The sequence below is a fragment of the Pseudonocardia sp. NPDC049154 genome (genome assembly GCF_040648315.1).
Taxonomy (GTDB): domain Bacteria; phylum Actinomycetota; class Actinomycetes; order Mycobacteriales; family Pseudonocardiaceae; genus Pseudonocardia.
In genome coordinates, this window is sequence record NZ_JBEZDN010000024.1 from 48,653 (window position 1) to 67,814 (window position 19,162).

At 74.4% G+C, this 19,162-nt stretch carries 19 protein-coding genes; 9 read left to right on the forward strand and 10 right to left on the reverse strand.

Going from position 1 to position 19,162, the window contains the following annotated elements:
* Nucleotides 1-103 precede the first annotated feature (103 nt).
* The 4 genes from AB0B41_RS14965 to AB0B41_RS14980 form a co-directional block, all read right to left on the reverse strand.
* Nucleotides 104-838, reverse strand: a complete 735-nt coding sequence (locus AB0B41_RS14965; protein WP_358203140.1) for an adenosylcobinamide-GDP ribazoletransferase — start codon at nt 836-838, stop codon at nt 104-106.
* Nucleotides 839-845: 7 nt separating this feature from the next.
* Nucleotides 846-1,907, reverse strand: a complete 1,062-nt coding sequence (locus AB0B41_RS14970) for a nicotinate-nucleotide--dimethylbenzimidazole phosphoribosyltransferase (RefSeq protein ID WP_358203142.1) — start codon at nt 1,905-1,907, stop codon at nt 846-848.
* 391 nt (nt 1,908-2,298) lie between these two features.
* The gene (locus tag AB0B41_RS14975) at nt 2,299-2,913 is read right to left on the reverse strand and encodes a bifunctional adenosylcobinamide kinase/adenosylcobinamide-phosphate guanylyltransferase (RefSeq protein WP_358203189.1); all 615 of its coding nucleotides are present in this window, start codon (nt 2,911-2,913) and stop codon (nt 2,299-2,301) included.
* Nucleotides 2,832-3,476 (reverse strand): DUF3043 domain-containing protein, encoded by a 645-nt coding sequence (locus tag AB0B41_RS14980; protein WP_358203145.1) that lies wholly within the window; start codon nt 3,474-3,476, stop codon nt 2,832-2,834. The genes AB0B41_RS14975 and AB0B41_RS14980 overlap by 82 nt, the downstream gene beginning before the upstream one ends.
* Before the next feature lie 34 nt (nt 3,477-3,510).
* Here AB0B41_RS14980 and AB0B41_RS14985 point away from each other — a divergent pair, with 34 nt between their 5' ends.
* The 3 genes from AB0B41_RS14985 (at nt 3,511) to AB0B41_RS14995 (ending at nt 6,223) form a co-directional block, all read left to right on the forward strand.
* Complete coding sequence (locus AB0B41_RS14985) at nt 3,511-4,653, forward strand: glycerate kinase (RefSeq protein ID WP_358203147.1); 1,143 nt, start codon at nt 3,511-3,513, stop codon at nt 4,651-4,653.
* 135 nt (nt 4,654-4,788) lie between these two features.
* Nucleotides 4,789-5,157 carry an iron-sulfur cluster assembly accessory protein gene (locus AB0B41_RS14990; RefSeq protein ID WP_358203149.1) on the forward strand — a complete coding sequence of 123 codons (369 nt, stop codon included), beginning with the start codon at nt 4,789-4,791 and terminating at the stop codon, nt 5,155-5,157.
* Between the two features lie 130 nt (nt 5,158-5,287).
* On the forward strand, nt 5,288-6,223 hold the full coding sequence (locus AB0B41_RS14995; RefSeq protein WP_358203192.1) for a carbohydrate kinase family protein: 936 nt from the start codon (nt 5,288-5,290) through the stop codon (nt 6,221-6,223).
* Nucleotides 6,224-6,331: 108 nt separating this feature from the next.
* On the opposite strand, the gene asnB is transcribed toward AB0B41_RS14995, so the two are convergent.
* Nucleotides 6,332-8,284 (reverse strand): asparagine synthase (glutamine-hydrolyzing), encoded by a 1,953-nt coding sequence (gene asnB, locus AB0B41_RS15000; RefSeq protein WP_358203151.1) that lies wholly within the window; start codon nt 8,282-8,284, stop codon nt 6,332-6,334.
* Between the two features lie 242 nt (nt 8,285-8,526).
* Between asnB and coxB the strand changes: the two genes are divergently transcribed.
* Together coxB and AB0B41_RS15010 are read left to right on the forward strand one after the other, a co-directional pair.
* Nucleotides 8,527-9,498 (forward strand): cytochrome c oxidase subunit II, encoded by a 972-nt coding sequence (gene coxB / locus AB0B41_RS15005; RefSeq protein ID WP_358203154.1) that lies wholly within the window; start codon nt 8,527-8,529, stop codon nt 9,496-9,498.
* 13 nt (nt 9,499-9,511) lie between these two features.
* Nucleotides 9,512-9,910, forward strand: a complete 399-nt coding sequence (locus AB0B41_RS15010; RefSeq protein WP_358203156.1) for a cytochrome c oxidase subunit 4 — start codon at nt 9,512-9,514, stop codon at nt 9,908-9,910.
* 61 nt (nt 9,911-9,971) lie between these two features.
* Here the strand turns inward: AB0B41_RS15010 and AB0B41_RS15015 are convergent, their stop codons facing one another.
* The 3 genes from AB0B41_RS15015 to AB0B41_RS15025 all read right to left on the reverse strand — a co-directional run bounded on the left by AB0B41_RS15015 (nt 9,972) and on the right by AB0B41_RS15025 (nt 12,440).
* A complete protein-coding gene (locus AB0B41_RS15015; RefSeq protein WP_358203157.1) occupies nt 9,972-10,466 on the reverse strand; it encodes a GNAT family N-acetyltransferase in 495 nt (164 codons plus the stop codon).
* Nucleotides 10,459-11,616 (reverse strand): acyl-CoA dehydrogenase family protein, encoded by a 1,158-nt coding sequence (locus AB0B41_RS15020; protein ID WP_358203159.1) that lies wholly within the window; start codon nt 11,614-11,616, stop codon nt 10,459-10,461. Before AB0B41_RS15020 ends, AB0B41_RS15015 begins: the two co-directional genes overlap by 8 nt.
* A gap of 161 nt (nt 11,617-11,777) precedes the next feature.
* Nucleotides 11,778-12,440: an O-methyltransferase gene (locus AB0B41_RS15025; RefSeq protein ID WP_358203161.1), complete on the reverse strand. Its 663-nt coding sequence runs from the start codon at nt 12,438-12,440 to the stop codon at nt 11,778-11,780.
* A gap of 121 nt (nt 12,441-12,561) precedes the next feature.
* Here AB0B41_RS15025 and AB0B41_RS15030 point away from each other — a divergent pair, with 121 nt between their 5' ends.
* Nucleotides 12,562-13,449 (forward strand): alpha/beta hydrolase, encoded by an 888-nt coding sequence (locus AB0B41_RS15030; protein WP_358203163.1) that lies wholly within the window; start codon nt 12,562-12,564, stop codon nt 13,447-13,449.
* A 14-nt stretch (nt 13,450-13,463) separates the two neighbouring features.
* Here the strand turns inward: AB0B41_RS15030 and AB0B41_RS15035 are convergent, their stop codons facing one another.
* Together AB0B41_RS15035 and AB0B41_RS15040 are read right to left on the reverse strand one after the other, a co-directional pair.
* A complete protein-coding gene (locus AB0B41_RS15035; protein WP_358203165.1) occupies nt 13,464-14,120 on the reverse strand; it encodes a DUF3558 family protein in 657 nt (218 codons plus the stop codon).
* An 87-nt stretch (nt 14,121-14,207) separates the two neighbouring features.
* Nucleotides 14,208-15,218: a DNA-3-methyladenine glycosylase 2 family protein gene (locus tag AB0B41_RS15040; protein WP_358203167.1), complete on the reverse strand. Its 1,011-nt coding sequence runs from the start codon at nt 15,216-15,218 to the stop codon at nt 14,208-14,210.
* Nucleotides 15,219-15,384: 166 nt separating this feature from the next.
* Between AB0B41_RS15040 and AB0B41_RS15045 the strand changes: the two genes are divergently transcribed.
* From AB0B41_RS15045 to AB0B41_RS15055, 3 genes are all read left to right on the forward strand, one after another.
* Entirely contained in the window at nt 15,385-17,100 is a 1,716-nt protein-coding gene (locus tag AB0B41_RS15045) for an amidohydrolase family protein (RefSeq protein WP_358203169.1), read from the forward strand.
* Nucleotides 17,101-17,213: 113 nt separating this feature from the next.
* Complete coding sequence (locus tag AB0B41_RS15050; RefSeq protein ID WP_358203170.1) at nt 17,214-18,512, forward strand: sensor domain-containing protein; 1,299 nt, start codon at nt 17,214-17,216, stop codon at nt 18,510-18,512.
* Nucleotides 18,509-19,150 (forward strand): response regulator transcription factor, encoded by a 642-nt coding sequence (locus AB0B41_RS15055; RefSeq protein WP_358203172.1) that lies wholly within the window; start codon nt 18,509-18,511, stop codon nt 19,148-19,150. The genes AB0B41_RS15050 and AB0B41_RS15055 overlap by 4 nt, the downstream gene beginning before the upstream one ends.
* The last annotated feature ends 12 nt before the right edge of the window (nt 19,151-19,162 follow it).

The window sequence follows — 19,162 nt, forward strand, 5'->3', positions numbered from 1 at the left end:
ACCCCCCCCGCTGGGTCCCCCCCCCCACCCCCGCTGGGCCCCCCTCCCCCCCTAGAGCGGCAGTCGGCACTCACGACCCCCGCTGAGCTGCGCGGATGCCGGATCAGGCGGTGACGAGGAGCAGCAGGACGGCGGCGGTGCCCAGCTCCGCCGCCGCGCCCAGCACGTCCCCGGACATCCCGCCGAACCGGCGGGCGGTGTGGGCCGAGAGCGCGACGACGAGCACGGCCGCCAGCGCGACGCCGGCCGGCCCGCGCCAGCCCGCGACCGCGTAGCCCGCGGCGGCCAGCACGACCCACCACACCGGCGCCACCCACGCGGCCTGCGATCCCGCCACCATCGCGCCGAGCCCACCGGGCCGTGCGGCGGGCACACCACGGCGGGCGACCCAGCAGAAGCCCGCCCGGCCCGTCGCCGCGGCGAGGGCGGCCCCGGCGACGGCCTGCCAGCTCGTCAGCGCGCCCAGCGATCCCGCCTGCACCCCGAGGACCACCAGAAGCGTCACGACGGCGAAGGGCCCCGCGCCGCCGTCCTTCATCACGGCGAGCGCGCGCTCCGGCGGGCCGAAACAGCCCAGCCCGTCGGCGGTGTCCGCGAGCCCGTCGACGTGCATCCCGCGCGTGCCGAGGGCCAGCAGCCCGACGGCGAGCAGGCCGACGACCAGCCCGGGCACCCCCAGTGCGGTGAGCACCCACACGACCAGCCCGGCGACGCCACCCAGCAGCGCCCCCACCAGCGGCGCCCAGCGCAGCGCCCCGGCCGCGGTCCGCGCCGACGGGGCGCCGGTCCGGACGGGCAGGACGGTGAGCCAGCTCAGCGCGAGGGCGAGCGCGCTCATCCGGCCCTCACCCCGCGACGGCGCGCACCGGCGCGATCCCGCTCGCCTCCGCGGTCGTGGTCTCGCCGAGCAGCCGGGCCGCCGCCTGGATCAGCGGCAGCACCGCGACCGCACCCGTGCCGTCGCCCTGGCGGACCTGCAGGTCCAGCACCGGGACGAGCTGCAGGTGCTGCAGGACGAGCGTCATCGCGGGCTCGGGGGAGTTCTGGGCGGCGAGCCACCACTGGTGCGCGCCGGGGGCCAGTTCGTCGGCCAGCAGGCCCGCGGCGCCGACCACGAGGCCCTCGAGCAGCACGGGGGTGCGGCGCAACGCGGCCTGCACCAGGAACCCGGTGAGGACGGCGAGGTCGGCGCCACCCGCCGTGCGCAGCAGCGCGCGCGGGTCGCGGACGTGCGGCTTCGCCCGGCGCAGGGCGTCGCGGATCGCCGCGGCCTTGCGCATCCACGCGTCGTCGCCGATCCCGGACCCCCGCCCGACGACGGCGACCGGCTCGGCCCCCGTCACCGCCGAGACCAGCGTCGACGCCGGAGTGGTCGCACCGACCCCGAGCGACGCCGGGACCAGCAGGTCGGCGCCGGAGTCGACCTCCTCGTCGGCCAGCGCGCGGCCGATCCGGATGGCGTTCTCGACCTCGGCGGCGGTGAGGGCGTCCTCGCGGTCGATCCGGCCGCTGCCGCGTCGGACCTTGAACCGGTCCTGGCCGGGCAGCAACGCCTCCCGGTCCAGCCCGGCGTCGACCACCCGGACCGAGGCCCCGGACACCGACGCCGCCACCGCGACCGGTGCGGACTGCTCCAGCGTGGCCGCGACCTGCCGCGCGGTGACCTCCGGCGGGTAGGCGGAGACCCCGGCGGCGGCGATCCCGTGATCGGCCGCGACGACGACCACGCGCACCCGGGCGGGCGGCCGCGGCGGGCAGGTGCCCTGCATCGAGGACAGCCAGAGGCCCAGGTCGGCGAGCACGCCCAGCCCGCCCGCGGGCACCGCCAGCGCCTCGTACCGGGCGACGGCCTCGCGCCGCGCCTCGAGGTCGGGGGCGGGCACGGCGGGGAAGGGACTCTCGCTCACGCGCCCTTCCTACCGTCCGCCCGCCGGACCCCGCGCATCAGCCCGGCGATCGCCCGTGATCGCCGTTCCGGACCGATAGCGGCCGGGTGTGGCACTGAGTGGTCCGGGGCGGCGATCGAGTCGGCCGCCGGCGACGACAGAGAGGTCAGAGGTGTCGCGATCCCGTCGGAGGCGGCGCTCGTGGCCGGCTGCCCTCGTCGCAGACCGCGCTCCGGCCGTGATCGCTGATCTGGACCGCCGGCGGCCATGTGTGACGCTGAGCAGTCCGATATGACGATCATGTCGCCCGCCTGCTGTCCATGACCGCGGTGTCCGACCGGGGAGCCGTCAGAACTGGCGGGCGACGGTCGGAGAGGGATCTTCACCGGGCCTTGTGCGCCGGGTGCTGCCCTCACCCCGCGGCGTTCTTCAACCGCAGCGGCAGGCCCGCCACCAGCAGCACGACCTCGTCGCACACCTCGGCGAGGGCGGCGTTGAGGGCGCCGAGCTCGTCCCGGAACAGCCGGCCGGCCCGGGTCGCAGGGACCACGCCCAGCCCGACCTCGGCGGACACCAGCACGCACGCCCCCTCGGACGGAGCCTGCCGCACCGCCTCGACCAGCGTCGCGACGGCGTCCTCGACCCCCGGTGGGGTGGTGGGCGCCTCCCAGGCCTCGGTGTCGTCGAGCACGCCGGTGAGCCAGGTGGCGAGGTCGTCGACCAGCAGCGGGCCGCCGCGGGCGAGCTCGGCGACCAGGTCGGGCTCCTCGACGGTGGTCCAGCAGGCCGGCCGGCGCGCGGCGTGCCGCGCGATCCGGGCCTCCCACTCGGGGTCGTCCGGCCGGCGGCGGCCGGTGGCGGCGTAGCGGACCGGGGCGTCGGCGGGCAGCAGCGCCTCGGCGTACCCGGACTTGCCCGACCGGGTGCCGCCCAGGACGAGGGTCCTCAGACCTGCGCCCCGCGCTGGACCCGCGGCTTCGGCACCCGCAGCTTGCGGATCTGACTCGCCCGGGTGAAGGCGTACCAGCCGGTGCCGAGCCCGCTGATCTGCTCGTTCGGGAACTTGGCCCGCGCCTGCTTCGTGACGCGCATCCCGAGCGTGACGCCCTCGACCACCATCACGAACAGCACGACCAGGCTGAACAGGCTCAGGTACTGCTGCACCGCCGGGATCGGCAGCAGCACCGAGATCAGCACCACCACGGCGAGCGGCATGAACAGGCCCATGAGGTGCGGCCGCGAGTCCACGACGTCCCGGATGTAGGCCTTGACCGGCCCGCGGTCGCGGGGGAGGAGCACCCGGTCGTCGCCGGCGTCCATCCGCGCGCGGCGCTCGGCGGCCTGGGCGCGGCGCTCGTCCTTGCTCGGGCGGTTGGCCTTGGCCAGGCGGGCGGCCTCGCGCTGGGTCTTCGGCGGGGGCGGAGCCGGGCCGCGACGCTTGGTCTCGGCGTCCCGGCGCTTCGGCGTGGGCCGGCCCTTGCCCTGCGTCCAGCGCGGATCGAGCGGCTTCTTCTCCTGCGTGCCCTCGGCCTCGTCCGTGTCGACGGACGCGGATGCCGGGGAATCGTCGGAGCGGCGCAGGAACCTCACAGGTCCACAGGGTACGGGCGATAGCGTGCGCGGTGTGCGTGTGGTCGTCGCTCCCGACTCCTTCGGCGGAACACTGAGCGCGCGGGCCGCGGCCGGCGCCATCGCGGAGGGCTGGCTGCGCGCCGTTCCCGCGGCCCGGATCGACCGCCTCCCGCTGGCCGACGGCGGCACCGGCTTCGTCGACGTCCTGCAGGAACGGCTGGGCGGGACCCTGCACGAACCGCAGGTGACCGGTCCGTTCGGCGATCCGGTGACGGCTCCGTGGCTGCAGGTCGGCACGACCGCCTACGTCGAGTCGGCCGCCGCGTGCGGGTTGCACCACGTACCCCGGGAACGGCGGACGCCGGAGGTGGCGGGCCGCGTCACCACGCGCGGGGTCGGCGAGCTGCTGGGCGAGGCGCGGGCCGCGGGCTGCACCGAGGCCGTCATCGGGCTCGGCGGGTCCGCCACCACGGACGGCGGTGCGGGCATGCTCGCCGCGCTCGGGGCCGCCCCGCTCGACGCGTCGGGCGCGGAACTGCCGCCAGGCGGAGCCGACCTGGGGCGGTGCGTGCGGCTCTCCGGCGCCCCGGACGTCGGGTTGACGCTGGTCGCGGCCGCGGACGTCGACAACCCGCTGCTGGGCCCGCACGGCGCCGCCGCGGTGTTCGGACCGCAGAAGGGGGCGGACGAGGGCGCGGTCGCCGCGCTCGACGCCGCCCTGGCCGTGTGGGCGGCGGTCCTCGCGGAGGCGACGGGCCGGGACGTGCGCGACGAGCCCGCTGCCGGGGCCGCCGGTGGGTTGGGTGCGGCGCTGCTGGCGCTCGGGGCGCGCCGCGAGTCCGGGGCCGGCCTGGTCCGCCGGCTGCTGGGCCTCGACGAGGCGCTCGACGCCGTCGCCGCCGAGGGCGGGCTGGCGATCACGGGCGAGGGCAGCTTCGACTGGCAGTCGCTGCGCGGGAAGCTCATCACCGCCGTGGCCGGGGCGGCCGCCGAGCGGGGCGTGCCGTGTGTCGTCCTGGCCGGGCAGGTCAGCGTCGGGCGGCGTGAGGCGGCCGCCGCAGGGGTCGACGCGGCGTACTCGGCGTCCGAGCACGCGGGCGGGATCGAGGCCTCGATGGCTGATCCCGCGGGCACGCTGGCGGCCCTCGCCGAGCACGTCGCGCGGAGGTGGGGCGGGCGCCGGACCGGGCAGTGAGCCGGATCACCCGGTCGGCGGGCAGTGGATTCCCGCAGCCCCCGGAGGGTGTCGGCGGGAGGGCTTACTATGGGTCGCGGTACGACTCCCGGGTCGCCGGGAACAGTTCCGCCACGTGCGCTGTTGGGAGAGTTCATGACCGTCGAGAACACCGTCGAGGCCGGCACCGTCGAGGAGACCCACGGTGTCGAGCTGACCGACAACGCCGCCCTCAAGGCACGCTCCCTGCTCGAGCAGGAGGGCCGTGACGACATGCACCTGCGCATCGCCGTGCAGCCCGGTGGCTGCGCCGGTCTGCGCTACCAGCTCTTCTTCGACGACCGTTCGCTCGACGGCGACCTGTTCCGTGACTTCCACGGCCTCAAGGTCGGCGTGGACCGGATGAGCGCGCCGTACCTGCAGGGCGCGGTCATCGACTTCGTCGACACGATCGAGAAGCAGGGCTTCACCATCGACAACCCGAACGCGGGCGGCTCCTGCGCCTGCGGCGACTCCTTCAACTGAGTCTCGGCGTCGCGGGACCCCCGGGTCGAGGAAGATCACCTCTTCTTCATCCGGGGGTTTCGTCATGTCTGACGTAAGGTGACCCGACGTGCGCATCGCCGTCACCGGATCCATCGCCACGGACCACCTCATGCACTTCCCGGGGAGGTTCGCCGACCAGCTCGTCGCCGACCAGCTCGACCGGGTGTCGCTGTCCTTCCTGGTCGACGAGCTGACCATCAAGCGCGGCGGCGTGGCGGGCAACATCGCGTACGCGCTCGGCGTGCTCGGGTTGTCCCCGGTGCTCGTCGGGGCGGTGGGCGCGGACTTCGCCGACTACCGCTCCTGGCTCGACCGGCACGGCGTCGACACCAGCGGCGTGCACGTGTTCGACGACGTCCACACCGCCCGGTTCGTCTGCACCACGGACGACGACATGCGCCAGATCGCCTCGTTCTACGCCGGCGCCATGGCCCGGGCCCGGCTCATCGAGCTGCAGCCGGTCGCGGAGCGGGTCGGCGGGGTGGACCTGGTGCTGATCGGCGCCAACGACCCCGAGGCGATGCTCCGGCACACCGACGAGTGCCGGCAGCGCGGCTACGCGTTCGCGGCGGACCCGTCGCAGCAGCTCGCTCGCATGGAGGGCCCGGAGATCCGGAAGCTCGTCGAGGGCGCGCAGTACCTGCTGACCAACGACTACGAGTGGGAGCTCCTGCTCAAGAAGACCGGCTGGACGCCCGACCAGGTCGGCGAGAAGGTCGGCACCCGCATCACCACGCTCGGGGAGAAGGGCGTGCAGATCGTGGGGCGGGACGGGGTCGCGCTCGAGGTCGGGGTGGTGCCGGAGACCGCGAAGGTCGACCCCACCGGCGTCGGCGACGCGTTCCGTGCCGGGTTCCTCGCCGGGACGTCGCAGGGCCTGTCGCTCGAGCGCGCCGCGCAGCTGGGCTCGCTGGTCGCGGTACTGGTGCTGGAGACGGACGGGCCGCAGGAGTGGCGCTGGGACCGGAGCCGCGCCCTCGAGCGCCTGCGGCAGGCCTACGGCCCCGACGCCGCCGCCGAGATCGCCACCGCCCTGCCCGCCTGACCTCTGCAGGATCCCGCGAGTCGGCACTCTCCGGTCACCGGACCACACATCCCGGGCGTCCGTGATGTGTGACTCGGTCGCCCGGGAGTGCCGACTCGTGGGAAGGGGTCAGAGGGTGACGGGGTAGGCGGGCTCGGGCACCTCGGGGGTGATCCGGCGCTCGACGAAGATCCCGTACCAGATCAGGAAGACCAGCAGCGTCCAGATCCGGCGGCTGTGGTCGACGGGACCCTCGCGGTGGGCGTCGAGCATCGCCTGGACCGCGGGCAGGTCGACCAGGTGGCCGGCCCCCGAGTCCCGGATGATCTCGCGCGCCCAGGCGTACATCTCGTCCCGCAGCCAGTGCCGGATCGGCACCGGGAAGCCCAGCTTGCGCCGGTTGAGCACGTGCGACGGCACGATCTGCGACAGCGCCCCGCGCAGCGCGTACTTGGTGGTGCCGCTCGCGCCGCCCGTGATCTTCTGCGCCAGCGGCAGCGCCGAGGCGACCCGGAACACCTCGGGGTCGAGGAACGGCACCCGCAGCTCGAGCGAGTTGGCCATGGTCATCTTGTCGGCCTTGACCAGGATGTCGCCGCGCAGCCAGGTGAAGAGGTCGACGTGCTGCATCCGCGCCACCGGGTCCCACTTCTCCGACGCGGCGTAGTGCGGGGCCGTGACGTCCGTGTGCGAGACCCGCGGGTCGTACTGGCGCAGGATCTCGTGCAGCTGGTCGTCCCGGAAGATCCGGGCGTTGCCGTAGTAGCGCTCCTCGAGCCGCAGCGAGCCCCGGCGCAGCAGGTCCTTGCCCCGCATGCCCTCCGGCAGCCGGCGCGACGCCCGCCCGAGCAGCGGGCGCAGCGTGCCCGGCACCTTCTCGAACGGCGACAGCGACAGCGGCTCGCGGTAGATCGTATAGCCGCCGAACAGCTCGTCCGCCCCCTCGCCGGACAGCACGACCTTGACGTGCTGGCGTGCCTCGCGGGCGATGAACCACAGCGGGACGAGCGCCGGGTCGGCCACCGGGTCGTCGAGGTACCAGACGATGAGCGGCAGCGCCTCCATCATCTCGTCCGGCTTGACGGTCCGGACGACGTGCCGGACGCCGATCGCCGCCGCGGACTCGGCCGCGACGTCGACCTCGGAGTAGCCCTCGCGCTCGAAGCCGGTGGTGAAGGTGATGAGGTCCGGGTTGTGCTCCTTGGCCAGCGCCGCGATGGCCGTGGAGTCGATGCCGCCGGAGAGGAACGCGCCCACGGTGACGTCGGCGCGCATGTGCTTGGCCACCGAGTCCCGCAGGACCTCGGTGATCTCGCCGTGCACGATCGCCTCCGCCTCGGCGCTGGCCGGGGCGTGCGAGGGCAGCGACACGAACTGCGGGTGGAAGTAGCGGTGCTGCACGGGCTGCTGTCCGGCCTTGACCGTGACGTAGGTCCCGGACTCGACGCGCCCGATCGCGCGGTGCAGCGTCTCCGGCTCCGGGACGTACTGCAGGATCAGGTAGTGCTGCAGCGCGGCCGGGTCCAGCTCGTCCGACCCGGCGATGCCCAGCTCGGGGGCCAGCTCCAGCAGGCTCTTCTTCTCGCTGGCGAACGCGACGCCGGTCGGCCCGGACGCCAGGAACAGCGGCTTGATGCCGAACGGGTCCCGCGCGACGAACAGCTGCCGCTCCCGCGCGTCCCAGATCGCGAAGGCGAACATCCCGCGCAGCCGCGTGACGGCCTCGGCGCCCCAGTGGTGGTACGCCGCGACGACGGCCTCGGTGTCGCCCTCGGTCGCGAACTCCGCACCCAGCCCGGCGAGCTCGTCGCGCAGCTCGAGGTAGTTGTAGACCTCGCCGTTGAAGACGATGGTGTACCGGCCCGCGTCCTCGGCGGGTGCCGGCGGCCAGTGCAGCGGCTGGTGGGAGCCCGCCACGTCGATGATGGAGAGCCGGTTGAAGCCCAGCACCACGTCGTCGTCGTTCCAGGTGCCGCTCTCGTCCGGCCCGCGGTGCCGAGCGCACCTCAGGGCGCCGGCGATGGCCTCGGTCCGGTCGGCCGCGTCAGCGCCGGCGGTCAGCAGTCCCAGCAGTCCGCACACAGCGAGCAAGTATGGCGGTCCCGGACCGGGGACCCCCGGACGGGTCGTGCGCCGCGGCCGCGACCCCCGGGGGCGCGTCGGACCGATCTGCTCGGCTAGTCTCTACGCGTGGTCGAAGGTCCGCCCCGTCCCGGGCGTCCGGACCCTCGGCCGGACCGGCCGGACCCGAGTGGGTTCGTGCTGGTCGGAACGAGGCAAGGGTGTGGTGGGAGCACCACGCGGACGAGGGGAAGGCGGCGGCAGTGAGCCGATCGGAGCGCGGCGGCACGACCGTGCGTGGCCGTACCGGGTACGTCCGGGCGGCGAAGCTCGCCGGCCTCGGGCTGCTGACGATTCCGCTCCTGGCCGGGTGCTCGGTCGAGGAGGTCATCCGCTTCGGGTGGCCGGTCGGCGTCACGCCCGAGGCCGAGCAGATGCGTCACCTGTGGACCTGGTCGGCGATCGCCGCCCTCGTCGTGGGTGTCATCACCTGGGGCGCGATGTTCTGGGCGGTGGCGTTCCACCGCAAGAAGAAGGGCGACGACGAGTCGGTCCCGCGGCAGACGCAGTACAACCTGCCGGTCGAGATCGTCTTCACGGTGATCCCGACGATCATCGTGGCGGTGCTCTTCGGCTTCACGGTGGCCGTGCAGCAGTACGTGGACAAGGACAAGCCGGCCGACCTGGCGATCGACGTCACCGGCTTCCAGTGGAACTGGGCCTTCAGCTACCCGGACCAGGTCGCGGCCGACGGCAAGCCGGTCGAGACCATCGGGACGTCGAACACGATCCCGCTGCTCGTCCTGCCGACGCAGCGGTCGATCGAGTTCACCATCGCGTCCAACGACGTGATCCACAGCTTCTACGTGCCGGAGTTCCTCTTCAAGCGGGACGTCTTCCCGATCCCGGAGAAGAACGACACGGACAACACGTTCGTGATCGACCGGATCGAGCAGGAGGGCGCGTTCGTCGGCCGCTGCGCCGAGCTCTGCGGCACCTACCACGCGTCGATGAACTTCGAGGTCCGCGCCCTGAGCCCGGACCTGTACGACCGGTACATCACGCTCCGCAAGGAGAACAACCCGGCCACGGGCGTGCCGTACTCCGCCCAGGAGGCGCTGGCCACGCTGAACTGCGGCCAGTGGTGCGCCCCGGAGGCGATCACGACCCGTCCGTTCACCGACCGCGGGCAGCGCGCCCAGGCCGACGTCCAGCCCGTCGCGGCCGGGAACTGAGGGAGGACCAGCGATGAAGGTCGAATCCCGGATCTTCGAGATCTGCACCGCCTTCTTTCTCGTCGCCGCGATCGTCTACACGATCCTGACGCACGAGGCCGTGGGCATCGCCGCGTTGTTCCTGACCGGCGGGCTGTCGCTGATCATCGGCACGTACTTCCGGTTCGTGTCCCGCCGGCTCGAGGAGCGCCCCGAGGACAACCCGGAGGCCGAGGTCTCCGACGGCGCGGGCGAGGTCGGCTTCTTCTCGCCCGGTAGTTACTGGCCCATCGCCGTGGCCGCCTGCGCCGCGCTGGTCGGTGTCGGCCTGGCGTTCTTCTTCTGGTGGCTGATCGTGATCGCCGGCGTGCTGCTGCTGATCGCGGTCGGCGGGCTGGTCTTCGAGTACCACATCCGCCCCGCGGACCACTGAGTTCCCGCTCGACGGCGCCGGTTCCCCTCGGGTCCGGCGCCGTCGGCGTTCTCGGGGTCGTTCAGAGGGTGCGGTGCATGATGTGCAGCCCGACCAGCCCGTCCTGCGGGTGCCGGAAGGCCTCGGGCACGGTGCCGACGATCGCGAAGCCGAGCGACTCCCACAGCCCGACCGCCCGGACGTTCGACGCCACCACGGCCGAGAACTGCATGGCCCGGTAGCCGCGGCGCCGCGCCTCGTCGAGCGTGAACCCGGCGAGCGCCCGGCCGATCCCGCCGCCGGCCCGGTCCGGGTCGACCATGAACCCGGCGTTGGCGACGTGGTCGCCGAGGCCGGGCTGCACGGGCTTGAGCAGGGCCGTCCCGACGACGGCGTCGTGCCGCTCGGCGACGAGCGTGACCGCGGGCGGCGGGGGCATCCACAGGGCCCGGGCCTGCTCCTCGGACGTGCCGGGATCCCAGGTGTAGGTGTCGCCGGCCGCGACGACGCGGTGCCAGATCGGCCAGATCGCGGCCCAGTCCTGCGGGTCCGCGACCCGGAACGTCACATCAGCCACGGGCCGCCGGGCCGAGCGCGTCCCGGGCGATGATGACCTGCTGGATCTGGCTGGTGCCCTCGTAGATCCGGAACAGCCGGACGTCCCGGTAGAACCGCTCCACCGGCACCCCGCGCATGTAGCCGGCACCGCCGTGCACCTGCACCGCCCGGTCGGCGACCCGGCCCACCATCTCGGAGCAGAAGTACTTCGCGGCGGCCGGCCCGGCGATCTTGTCCGTGCCGGCGTCGAACGCCTTCGCGGTCTCCAGCACCAGCGCACGCCCGGCGTAGTGGTCGGTGACCGAGTCCGCGACCAGGCCCTGGATCAGCTGGAAGCGGGCGATCGGGGCGCCGCCCTGCTCGCGGGTCTTCGCGAACTCGGTGGTCTCGTGGACCAGCCGGGCGGCCATGCCCGCGCACACCGCGGCGATGTGGAGCCGGCCGTGGGCCAGGCACTTCGCGGCGATCCGGAAGCCCTGGTCGACTCCGTCGTCGCCGCCGACGACGTTCTCGTGGGGGACGCGGACGTCGTCGAGGTGCACGTCGGCGGTCCAGGCGCCGGACTGCCCCATCTTCTTGTCCTTCGGCCCGATCGACAGCCCCGGCGTGTCCTTGGGCACCAGGAAGGTGGAGATGCCGCGGTTGCCCTTGGCCTCCGGGTTGGTCCGGGCGAAGACCATGATCACGTCGGCGACGGGCGAGTTGGTGATGTACCGCTTCGACCCGTTGATCACCCAGTGGTCGCCGTCCCGCTTCGCGGTCGTGGCCAGCGCCGACGGGTCGGAGCCGGCGTCGGCCTCGGTGAGCCCGAACGAGGCCGTGACCTCGCCCGACGCCAGCCGCGGCAACCAGGCCTTCTTCTGCTCCTCGGTGGCGCCCTCCAACAGCACGTGCCCCGCGATGCCGTTGTTCGTGCCGAACAGCGACCGCAGCGCCGGGGTGGTCCAGCCCAGCTCCATGGCCAGCTGCACCTCCTCGTACGCGGAGAGCCCCAGCCCGCCGTACTGCTCGGGGATGGTGAAGCCGTAGAGGCCCATCTCCTTGCACTGCGTGACGATCCGCTCCGGGATGACGTCCTGCTCGTCGATCTGCTCCTCGAGCGGCACGACCTCGGTGCGGATGAAGTCCCGCACGGATTCCAGCACGTGTGTCAGGTCGTCGGCGTCCACCGCTGCTCCTCTCGCTCGTCCGCCACCGACGCTAGCTCAGCGCCGATGGTTCGCTCCGCAAGCTCCGCTCAGCGCAAATGTTCGCTCCGCAAGCTCCGCTCAGCGCAAGTGTTCGCTTCGCAAGCTCCGCTCAGCGCAAATGTTCGCTCCGCAAGCTCCGCTCAGCGCACCCGGGCCAGGACGAACCCGTCGTACCCCTTGGCGCCGACCGTCTGCAGCGCCGTGGCCTCCACCCGCTCGTCCTTCTCCAGGGCCGCGAACATCTGCCGCGTGCCGTCCGTGGGCGGGTCGCCGCCGGTGAGGATCCGGCCGGCGCGCACCACGTTGTCGACGACGATCACGGTGCCCGGCCGGCCGAGCCGGACGGCGTGGTCGAGGTAGGCGGCGTTGTTCTGCTTGTCCGCGTCGACGAACACGAGGTCGAACGGACCCTCGAGCGTCGGCAGGGTGTCCAGCGCGACCCCGACGCGGATCTCGACGCGGTCGGCCAGCCCGGCGTGCTCGAGGTTGGCCTGCGCGACGGCGGCGTGGTCCGGCGAGTACTCGCAGGTCACGAGCGTGCCGTCGGCGGGGAGGGCGCGGGCGAGCTCGATCGTGGAGTAGCCGCCGAGCGTGCCGATCTCGAGGATCCGGCGGGCGCCGGCGATGTGGGCGAGCAGGTGCAGGAAGCGACCCTGGGTGGGGGAGACGTCGATCGCCGGCAGCCCGGCCTCGGCGTTGCGCGCGAGCGTCGCGGTGAGCACCGGGTCCTCCGGCAGGAGGGCGGCCTCCAGGTAGCGGTCGACCCTGCCCCAGACGTCGCGGTCCCCCGTGCTCTCGCTCATGCCCCCACCCTGGCCCTCCGTCGGGCCGGCGGCCAGCGTGACCGGTGTCGCGGACCCCGACCGTGTCGGGTCGGCCACGCGCGCCCGGTCGTCACGCTGCGGAAGGCCTAGGGTGCAGTACATGTCGGAAGCGAACGATCCGGGGTCCGCGCGGCGGGTCCCTGCCGGGGAGCGGGTCGTGTTCGACGGCACCGCCGGCAAGCTGGTCGGCGACCGCTGGCCCGCCGTCGGCGAGCGCCGCGGGCCTGCGCTCCTGCTGCACGGCGGCGGCCAGACCCGGCACTCCTGGTTCCGCACCGCCGCGGCGCTGGCCGAGGCGGGATGGGACGCGACCGCGCTCGACGCCCGCGGGCACGGCGACAGCGACTGGGCGCCCGACGGCGACTACGGCACGGACGCCCTCAACGCCGACCTGGCCGCCGTCGTCGAGCAGGTGGGGGAGCCCGCGCTGCTGCTCGGTGCCTCGATGGGCGGGATGACCGCGCTGGTCACGGAGGGCGAGCACGGTGGCGTGGCCCGTGCCCTCGTGCTGGTGGACATCGTGCCGAAGGTCGAGCCCGACGGCGTCGCGCGGATCATGGCGTTCATGGGCGCGAACCCGGACGGCTTCGGCTCGCTCGAGGAGGTCGCCGAGGCCGTCCGGGCCTACAACCCGCACCGCAAGCGCCCGCCGAACCCCGAGGGCCTGCGCAAGAACGTGCGGCTCCGGGAGAACGGCCGGTGGTACTGGCACTGGGACCCCGCCTTCCTCCGGGTCGGGGACGAGCCCCGCCGGTCGACGACCCACGAGCGCGCCGCGGCCGCCGCCGCCCGCGTAACCGTGCCGACGTTGCTGGTCCGCGGCGCCCAGTCGGACATCGTGAGCGAGGACGGCGTGCAGGAGCTGCTGCGGCTGATCCCCGGCTCGGTGCACGTCGACGTGTCCGCCACCGGCCACATGGTCGCGGGCGACGACAACGACGTCTTCACCAGCACTGTGCTCGGCTTCCTGGCCGACCACGAGGTGTAGCCGAGCGCACCGCCTCAGAGGTTGTCGAGCGCCACCCTGGCGATCGCCGTCGCGGTGTCCCGTGTCTGCTGCTCGGTGCCCGAGCCCTGCAGCGAGACGTCGATCGTCGCGCCGCCGCTGCGCACCAGGAGCCCGCCCAGGCCCTCCGGGAAGTCCCGGTCGCTATAGAAGAACAGCGCCTGGTCGCCGAGCCCTGGCACAACGACTCCCGGCACCCCCACCGAGCTGCGCGAGGCCGCCGCCTTGGCGTCGAACCGCGAGCCGGACTCGACGCCCACGCTCAGCCCCGGCACCGTGCTCGACGCCGGATACGCGCACACGCTCCGCGTGGTGCCCGCCGTCGGGGTCGGGGTACCGAAGGCCATCCCGGTGGCCTGCGCGATCTCCTCCTGCGGGACCAGCTCGCACGCCTGCGGCAGCGCCCCGCCGTCGCCGGCCGGGTTCGGTTCGCCCGGTGCGACGCCGGCCGACGGCGCCACCGGCGATGGTGCCTCCGACGGCGAGCTCGGAGGCGCAGCCTGGACCGACGACGCCTCCTCTCCGCTCCCGCCCCCGCAGCCGCTCAGCGCGAGGGCCCCGACGACCACGCCGACCAGCGCGAGCGTGCGGAAGCGCGAATGGGGGAAGCGGTGGGGGAGGCGCTGCGGGAACCGGACGGATCGGACGCGCATCCGCCGAGGGTAGCGACGCGCGGTGAACGACCGTGGACCGGGAGTGACCCCGGTCGCAGGCCGGCCCCCTCCGGAGAGGCGTCCCCCTCATCCGATCAACGCCAGCGGCGTCGGCTCCGGCCGCGGGCGCCGGGCCCGGGGCACCCGGGCCGCGGCGACCGGTTCCGGTACCACCGCCATCTCCGGCAGCCGGCGCCCGGCCGCACGGATCAGCACCGCGGTCCACGTGCGGAACGGCCGCCAGGGCTCGGCGATCCGGGCCAGGTCTTCCTCGGTTGCCGGGCCGCCGAGCCCGTAGGCCGCGCCGACCAGGGCGGCGAGCCGCGGCTCGCCCGCGACCAGCGCGTCCTGCACCCCGGACGCACGCAGGTGGATCAGGGTCGCCGCGAACGCGCCGATCCCGGGCACCGTGCGCAGCCGCGCCCGGACCTCGTCCGGATCGCCCTCGCGCAGCGCCGCGGGATCGAGCAGCCCGGCCTCGGCGGCCCGCGCCACCGCCCGGAGCCGCTCCTGCTTGAGCTCGGGCAGGCCGGGCAGGCGATCGGCGGCCAGCAGCTGCGCGGGCGTGGGCACCGCGGCCGTCTCCTCGCCGGCGACCTCCAGCACCCGGCCGAACCCGCGGGCGAGCCGCTCGCGCGCCGCGAGGGACTGGCGCCGCCCCCAGCGCTGGGAGAGCACGCACCACAGCGCGGCCTCCCAGGGCGAGGCGAACAGCACCGGCCGCAGACCCGGCGCCGCCGCCATGATCCGCCCGATCAGCGGGTCCCGCTCGCCGACCTCGGCGAACGCGGCGCCGTCGCCGTCGAGCGAGAGCATCCGGGCCACCTGGTCCCGCACGGGATCGAGGGGCTCGCCCGGACTCAGCCCGCCGACGACGCCGTGCACGCCCCCGGCGTCCTGCGTGAGGGCCACGCCGACCTGGCCCCGCAGGCCGTCCCGGCAGAAGGCGAGCCGCAGCACGCCCCCGGCGACGGCGCCGCCGCCGGGCCAGTCCCCGGCCGGCTCGGCGCCGTGGCCGAAGGCACCCGCCTCCACCAGGGAGAACGCGCCGCGGGGTCGGATCGTGAAGGTCTGCTCGGACACCGTCGAAGTGGTCATGGCCGCAGCATGCCCGCTGCCACCGACAGTTCCCGGCGTCGGTGACGCGTCCGCCCGGGTCGTCCACAGGCCGTTGCTCCGCTCGGTGGTGATGCAGCTGCATGACTTCCGCTCGGGGCCCGGCGTGGGCTATCCAGGGAGGACCGACCGCGACGGAGGGGGCGGCATGACCGAGTTCGACCTGGTGGTCCGGGGTGGGTCCGTGCTCGACGGGAACGGGGGTCCGGCCCGCACGGCGGACGTCGGCATCGTCGGGGACCGGATCGTGGAGGTCGGCCGGGTCGCCGGCACCGGCCGCCGCGAGATCGACGCGGACGGCGCCGTCGTCGCCCCCGGCTTCGTCGACGTCCACACCCACTACGACGGGCAGGCGACCTGGGAGTCCCGGTTGCAGCCGTCGTCGTGGCACGGGGTCACGACCGTGGTCGCCGGAAACTGTGGGGTGGGCTTCGCGCCCGCCCTCCCGGAGCACCGCGACCGGCTCATCGACCTGATGGAGGGCGTCGAGGACATCCCGGGCATCGCGCTGCACGAGGGCCTGCCCTGGACCTGGCTGACCTTCCCCGAGTACCTCGACGTGCTCGAGACCCGCCCGTACGACGTCGACCTCGCCACCCAGGTCCCGCACGCCGCGCTGCGCGTCCACGCGATGGGGGAGCGGGCCGCCGCCCACGAGGAGGCCACGGCGGACGAGGTCGCGCTGATGGCCAAGCTCGCGGGGGAGGCGATCCGGGCCGGTGCCCTGGGCTTCTCCACCTCGCGCACGCTCAACCACAAGAGCATCGACGGCGAGCTGACCCCGTCCTACGGTCTGGGCGCCGCCGAGCTCGTCGCGATCGCGAAGGCCGTCGGTGAGACCGGCACCGGCGTGTTGCAGCTGGTCAGCGACTTCCCCGACGCCGAGGAGGAATTCGCGCTGATCCGGGAGATGGTGGCGGCGTCGGGCCGGCCGCTGTCGTTCTCGCTCGTGCAGTTCCCGCAGGAGCCGGACAAGCACCGCGCGATCCTGGCCATGGTCGACCGGGCCTGGGCGGACGGGCTGGAGATCCGCGCGCAGGTCGCGGCCCGGCCCGTCGGGCTGATCCTGGGCCTGGAGAACACGCTCAACCCGTTCATGACCAACCCGGTCTGGCGCGGGATCGCCGACCTGACCCCGGGCGAGCAGGCGGCCCGCATGCGCGAGCCGGGGCTGCGCGCGGAGATCCTCGCCGCGCAGACCCGGGAGAAGGAGCGCGGCCGGCTCGGCGGCAACCTGATCCACAAGTACGAGCTCATGTACGAGCTCACCGACCCGCCGAACTACGAGCCGCCCGCCTCGGCGTCGATCGCGAACCGGGCCGCCGCCGAGGGCCGCGATCCGGTGGAGCTGGCCTACGACATCGTGGCCGGCGGCGGGATGCTCTACCTGGTCAGCTCGAACTACGTCGCCGGCAACCTCGACGCCGTCGGCGAGATGCTGCGGCACCCGCACGCGCTGCCCGGGCTGTCCGACGGCGGCGCGCACGTCGGCACGATCTGCGACGGCAGCTTCCCGACGACGCTCGTCCAGCACTGGACCCGGGACCGGGCCGGCGAGAAGCTCGACCTCGCCTACGTGGTGCAGCGGCAGGCCCGGGACACCGCGCGGGCGGTCGGGCTGCTCGACCGCGGCGTGCTCGAGCCCGGGTACCGGGCCGATCTCAACGTGATCGACGTCGACGGGATGCGGCTGCACCGGCCGGAGATGCGCCACGACCTGCCCGCGGGCGGGAGCCGGCTGCTGCAGCGGGTGGACGGGTACCGGCACACGGTCGTCGCCGGTGAGGAGACCTACACCGACGGAGTCGAGACCGACGCGCTGCCGGGTCGCCTGATCCGCGGGGCACGGCCCGCGCCCCGGTAGCCCGCCCGGAAACCCGCTCCGAAACCCGCTCGGCGCCGGGTGGGGCTGGCCCTACTGTGCACCCGGGAGTGTGCCGGGTGGGGGGCGCTGCGCGGGTGGGCTTGGGTGGAGGCATGAGCGAGGAGGGGGTCCCGGCCGCCGTCGTCACGCCCGGGCCGGACGTCGGAGCGGTCCGGCGGGGGCTGCGCTACCTGGTGACGGGGCTGCCGCTGGGCGTGCTGGCGTTCGTCGTCGCCATCGCCGGGTTCGCGGCCGGGATCAGCACGGTCGTCGTGTGGGTGGGGCTGCCGATCCTGGCCGGCACGTTCGCGCTGTCCCGGCGGCTGGCCGACGTCGAGCGGCGGACCACGGAGGCCGCCACCGGCCGCCCGCTGCCGCCTCACCACTACCGCCCGCGGCGCGGGCGCGGCGTGATCGGCATGCTGGGCCGGCTCGCCGACCCGCAGTGCTGGCGGGACCTGCTGCACGCCGTCGTCGGGTTCCCGGTCCGGCTGGCCTGCTTCGTGATCGGCGTCGCCTGGGCCGTGACCGGGCTCGGCGCCACGCTGTACGTGCTGTGGGAGTGGTCGCTGCCGCGCGGCGAGCGGACCGGGCTGATCGACGTGCTCACCGGGGTCGCGTCCCGGGCGCTCGACGTCGCCTTCACCACGCTCGTCGGGCTGGTCCTGCTGGCCACGACGCCGTGGGTGGTGCGGGGGCTCGTCGCCGTCCGGGCCGGGCTCGCGCGCGGGCTGCTCACCAACCGCACCGCCGCGCTGCGGGCCCGCGCCGAGCAGCTCGCCGCCGGCCGCCGGGCCGCGGTCGCGGCCGAGGCCGCCACGCTGCGGCGGCTCGAGCGGGACATCCACGACGGCCCGCAGCAGCGGCTCGTCCGGCTGACCATGGACCTCGAGGCGGCCGACCGGCGGCTCGACGACGATCCCGAGCGCGCCCGCCCGCTGATCGCCGAGGCCCTCACCCAGACCCGCGAGGCGCTGGCCGAGCTGCGGGCGCTGTCCCGGGGGATCGCCCCGCCGGTCCTGGCCGACCGGGGACTCGCGGCCGCGCTGGCCGCCGCGGCGGCGCGGTCGACCGTGCCGGTGAGCGTCGAGGTCGACCTGCCGGCGGGGGAGCGTCCGGCGGCGGCCGTGGAGAACACGGCGTACTTCGTGGTGACCGAGGCGCTCACGAACGTCGCGAAGCACTCCGGGGCGACCCACGCCACCGTCGACGTCCGGCCGCACCGCGCCGACCTCGTCGTCCGGGTGACCGACGACGGCGTCGGCGGCGCCCACCCGGCGAAGGGCCACGGACTGTCGGGGCTGTCGGAGAGACTGTCGGCCGTGGAGGGGCGGCTGGAGATTGCGAGCCCCGAGGGCGGGCCGACGGTGATCACGGCGTGGGTCCCGCTGGCCGGGTTGGAGGACGCGTGAGGGTCGTGCTGGCCGAGGACTCGTTGCTGCTGCGCGAGGGTCTCGTGCGGCTGCTCGACGAGGCGGGCGCCGAGGTGGTGGCGGCGGTCGGCGACGGGGCGGCGCTGGTCACCGCGGTGAAGGAGCACCGGCCGGAGGTCGCGGTCGTCGACGTGCGGATGCCGCCGACCTTCACCGACGAGGGGCTGCGGGCGGCCCTGGAGATCCGGCGCGAGTGGCCGGACACGGCGATCCTGGTGCTGTCCCAGTACGTCGAGGAGTCCTACGCCTCGGACCTGCTGGCCGCCGGCGGGGGAGTGGGGTACCTGCTCAAGGACCGGGTCTCCCGGCTCGCCGAGCTGTCCGACGCGCTGGAGCGGGTGGTGGCCGGCGGGACCGTGCTCGACCCGGAGGTCGTGTCCGCGCTGCTGACCCACCGCAGGCGCCGCGATCCCGTCGAGTCGCTCACGCCCCGTGAGCGCGAGGTGCTCGGCCTCATGGCCGAGGGGCGGACCAACACGGCCATCGGCCGCGACCTCGTGATCACGCAGGGCGCCGTGGAGAAGCACATCTCGTCGATCTTCACCAAGCTGGGGCTCGCGCCGTCGGGTGACGACCATCGACGGGTGATGGCGGTCCTCGCCTGGTTACGGGCCTGACGCCCGCATGAG

What these genes read in the sequence shown, in the direction of transcription:
- AB0B41_RS14965 (WP_358203140.1), bottom strand. Translation starts at nt 838, where the DNA reads ATGAGCGCGCTCGCCCTCGCGCTGAGCTGGCTCACCGTCCTGCCCGTC.
- AB0B41_RS14990 (WP_358203149.1), top strand. Translation starts at nt 4,789, where the DNA reads ATGACCGTCGAGAACACCGTCGAGGCCGGCACCGTCGAGGAGACCCAC.
- AB0B41_RS14995 (WP_358203192.1), top strand. Translation starts at nt 5,288, where the DNA reads ATGCACTTCCCGGGGAGGTTCGCCGACCAGCTCGTCGCCGACCAGCTC.
- AB0B41_RS15010 (WP_358203156.1), top strand. Translation starts at nt 9,512, where the DNA reads ATGAAGGTCGAATCCCGGATCTTCGAGATCTGCACCGCCTTCTTTCTC.
- AB0B41_RS15025 (WP_358203161.1), bottom strand. Translation starts at nt 12,440, where the DNA reads ATGAGCGAGAGCACGGGGGACCGCGACGTCTGGGGCAGGGTCGACCGC.
- AB0B41_RS15030 (WP_358203163.1), top strand. Translation starts at nt 12,562, where the DNA reads ATGTCGGAAGCGAACGATCCGGGGTCCGCGCGGCGGGTCCCTGCCGGG.
- AB0B41_RS15035 (WP_358203165.1), bottom strand. Translation starts at nt 14,120, where the DNA reads ATGCGCGTCCGATCCGTCCGGTTCCCGCAGCGCCTCCCCCACCGCTTC.
- AB0B41_RS15040 (WP_358203167.1), bottom strand. Translation starts at nt 15,218, where the DNA reads ATGACCACTTCGACGGTGTCCGAGCAGACCTTCACGATCCGACCCCGC.
- AB0B41_RS15045 (WP_358203169.1), top strand. Translation starts at nt 15,385, where the DNA reads ATGACCGAGTTCGACCTGGTGGTCCGGGGTGGGTCCGTGCTCGACGGG.
- AB0B41_RS15050 (WP_358203170.1), top strand. Translation starts at nt 17,214, where the DNA reads ATGAGCGAGGAGGGGGTCCCGGCCGCCGTCGTCACGCCCGGGCCGGAC.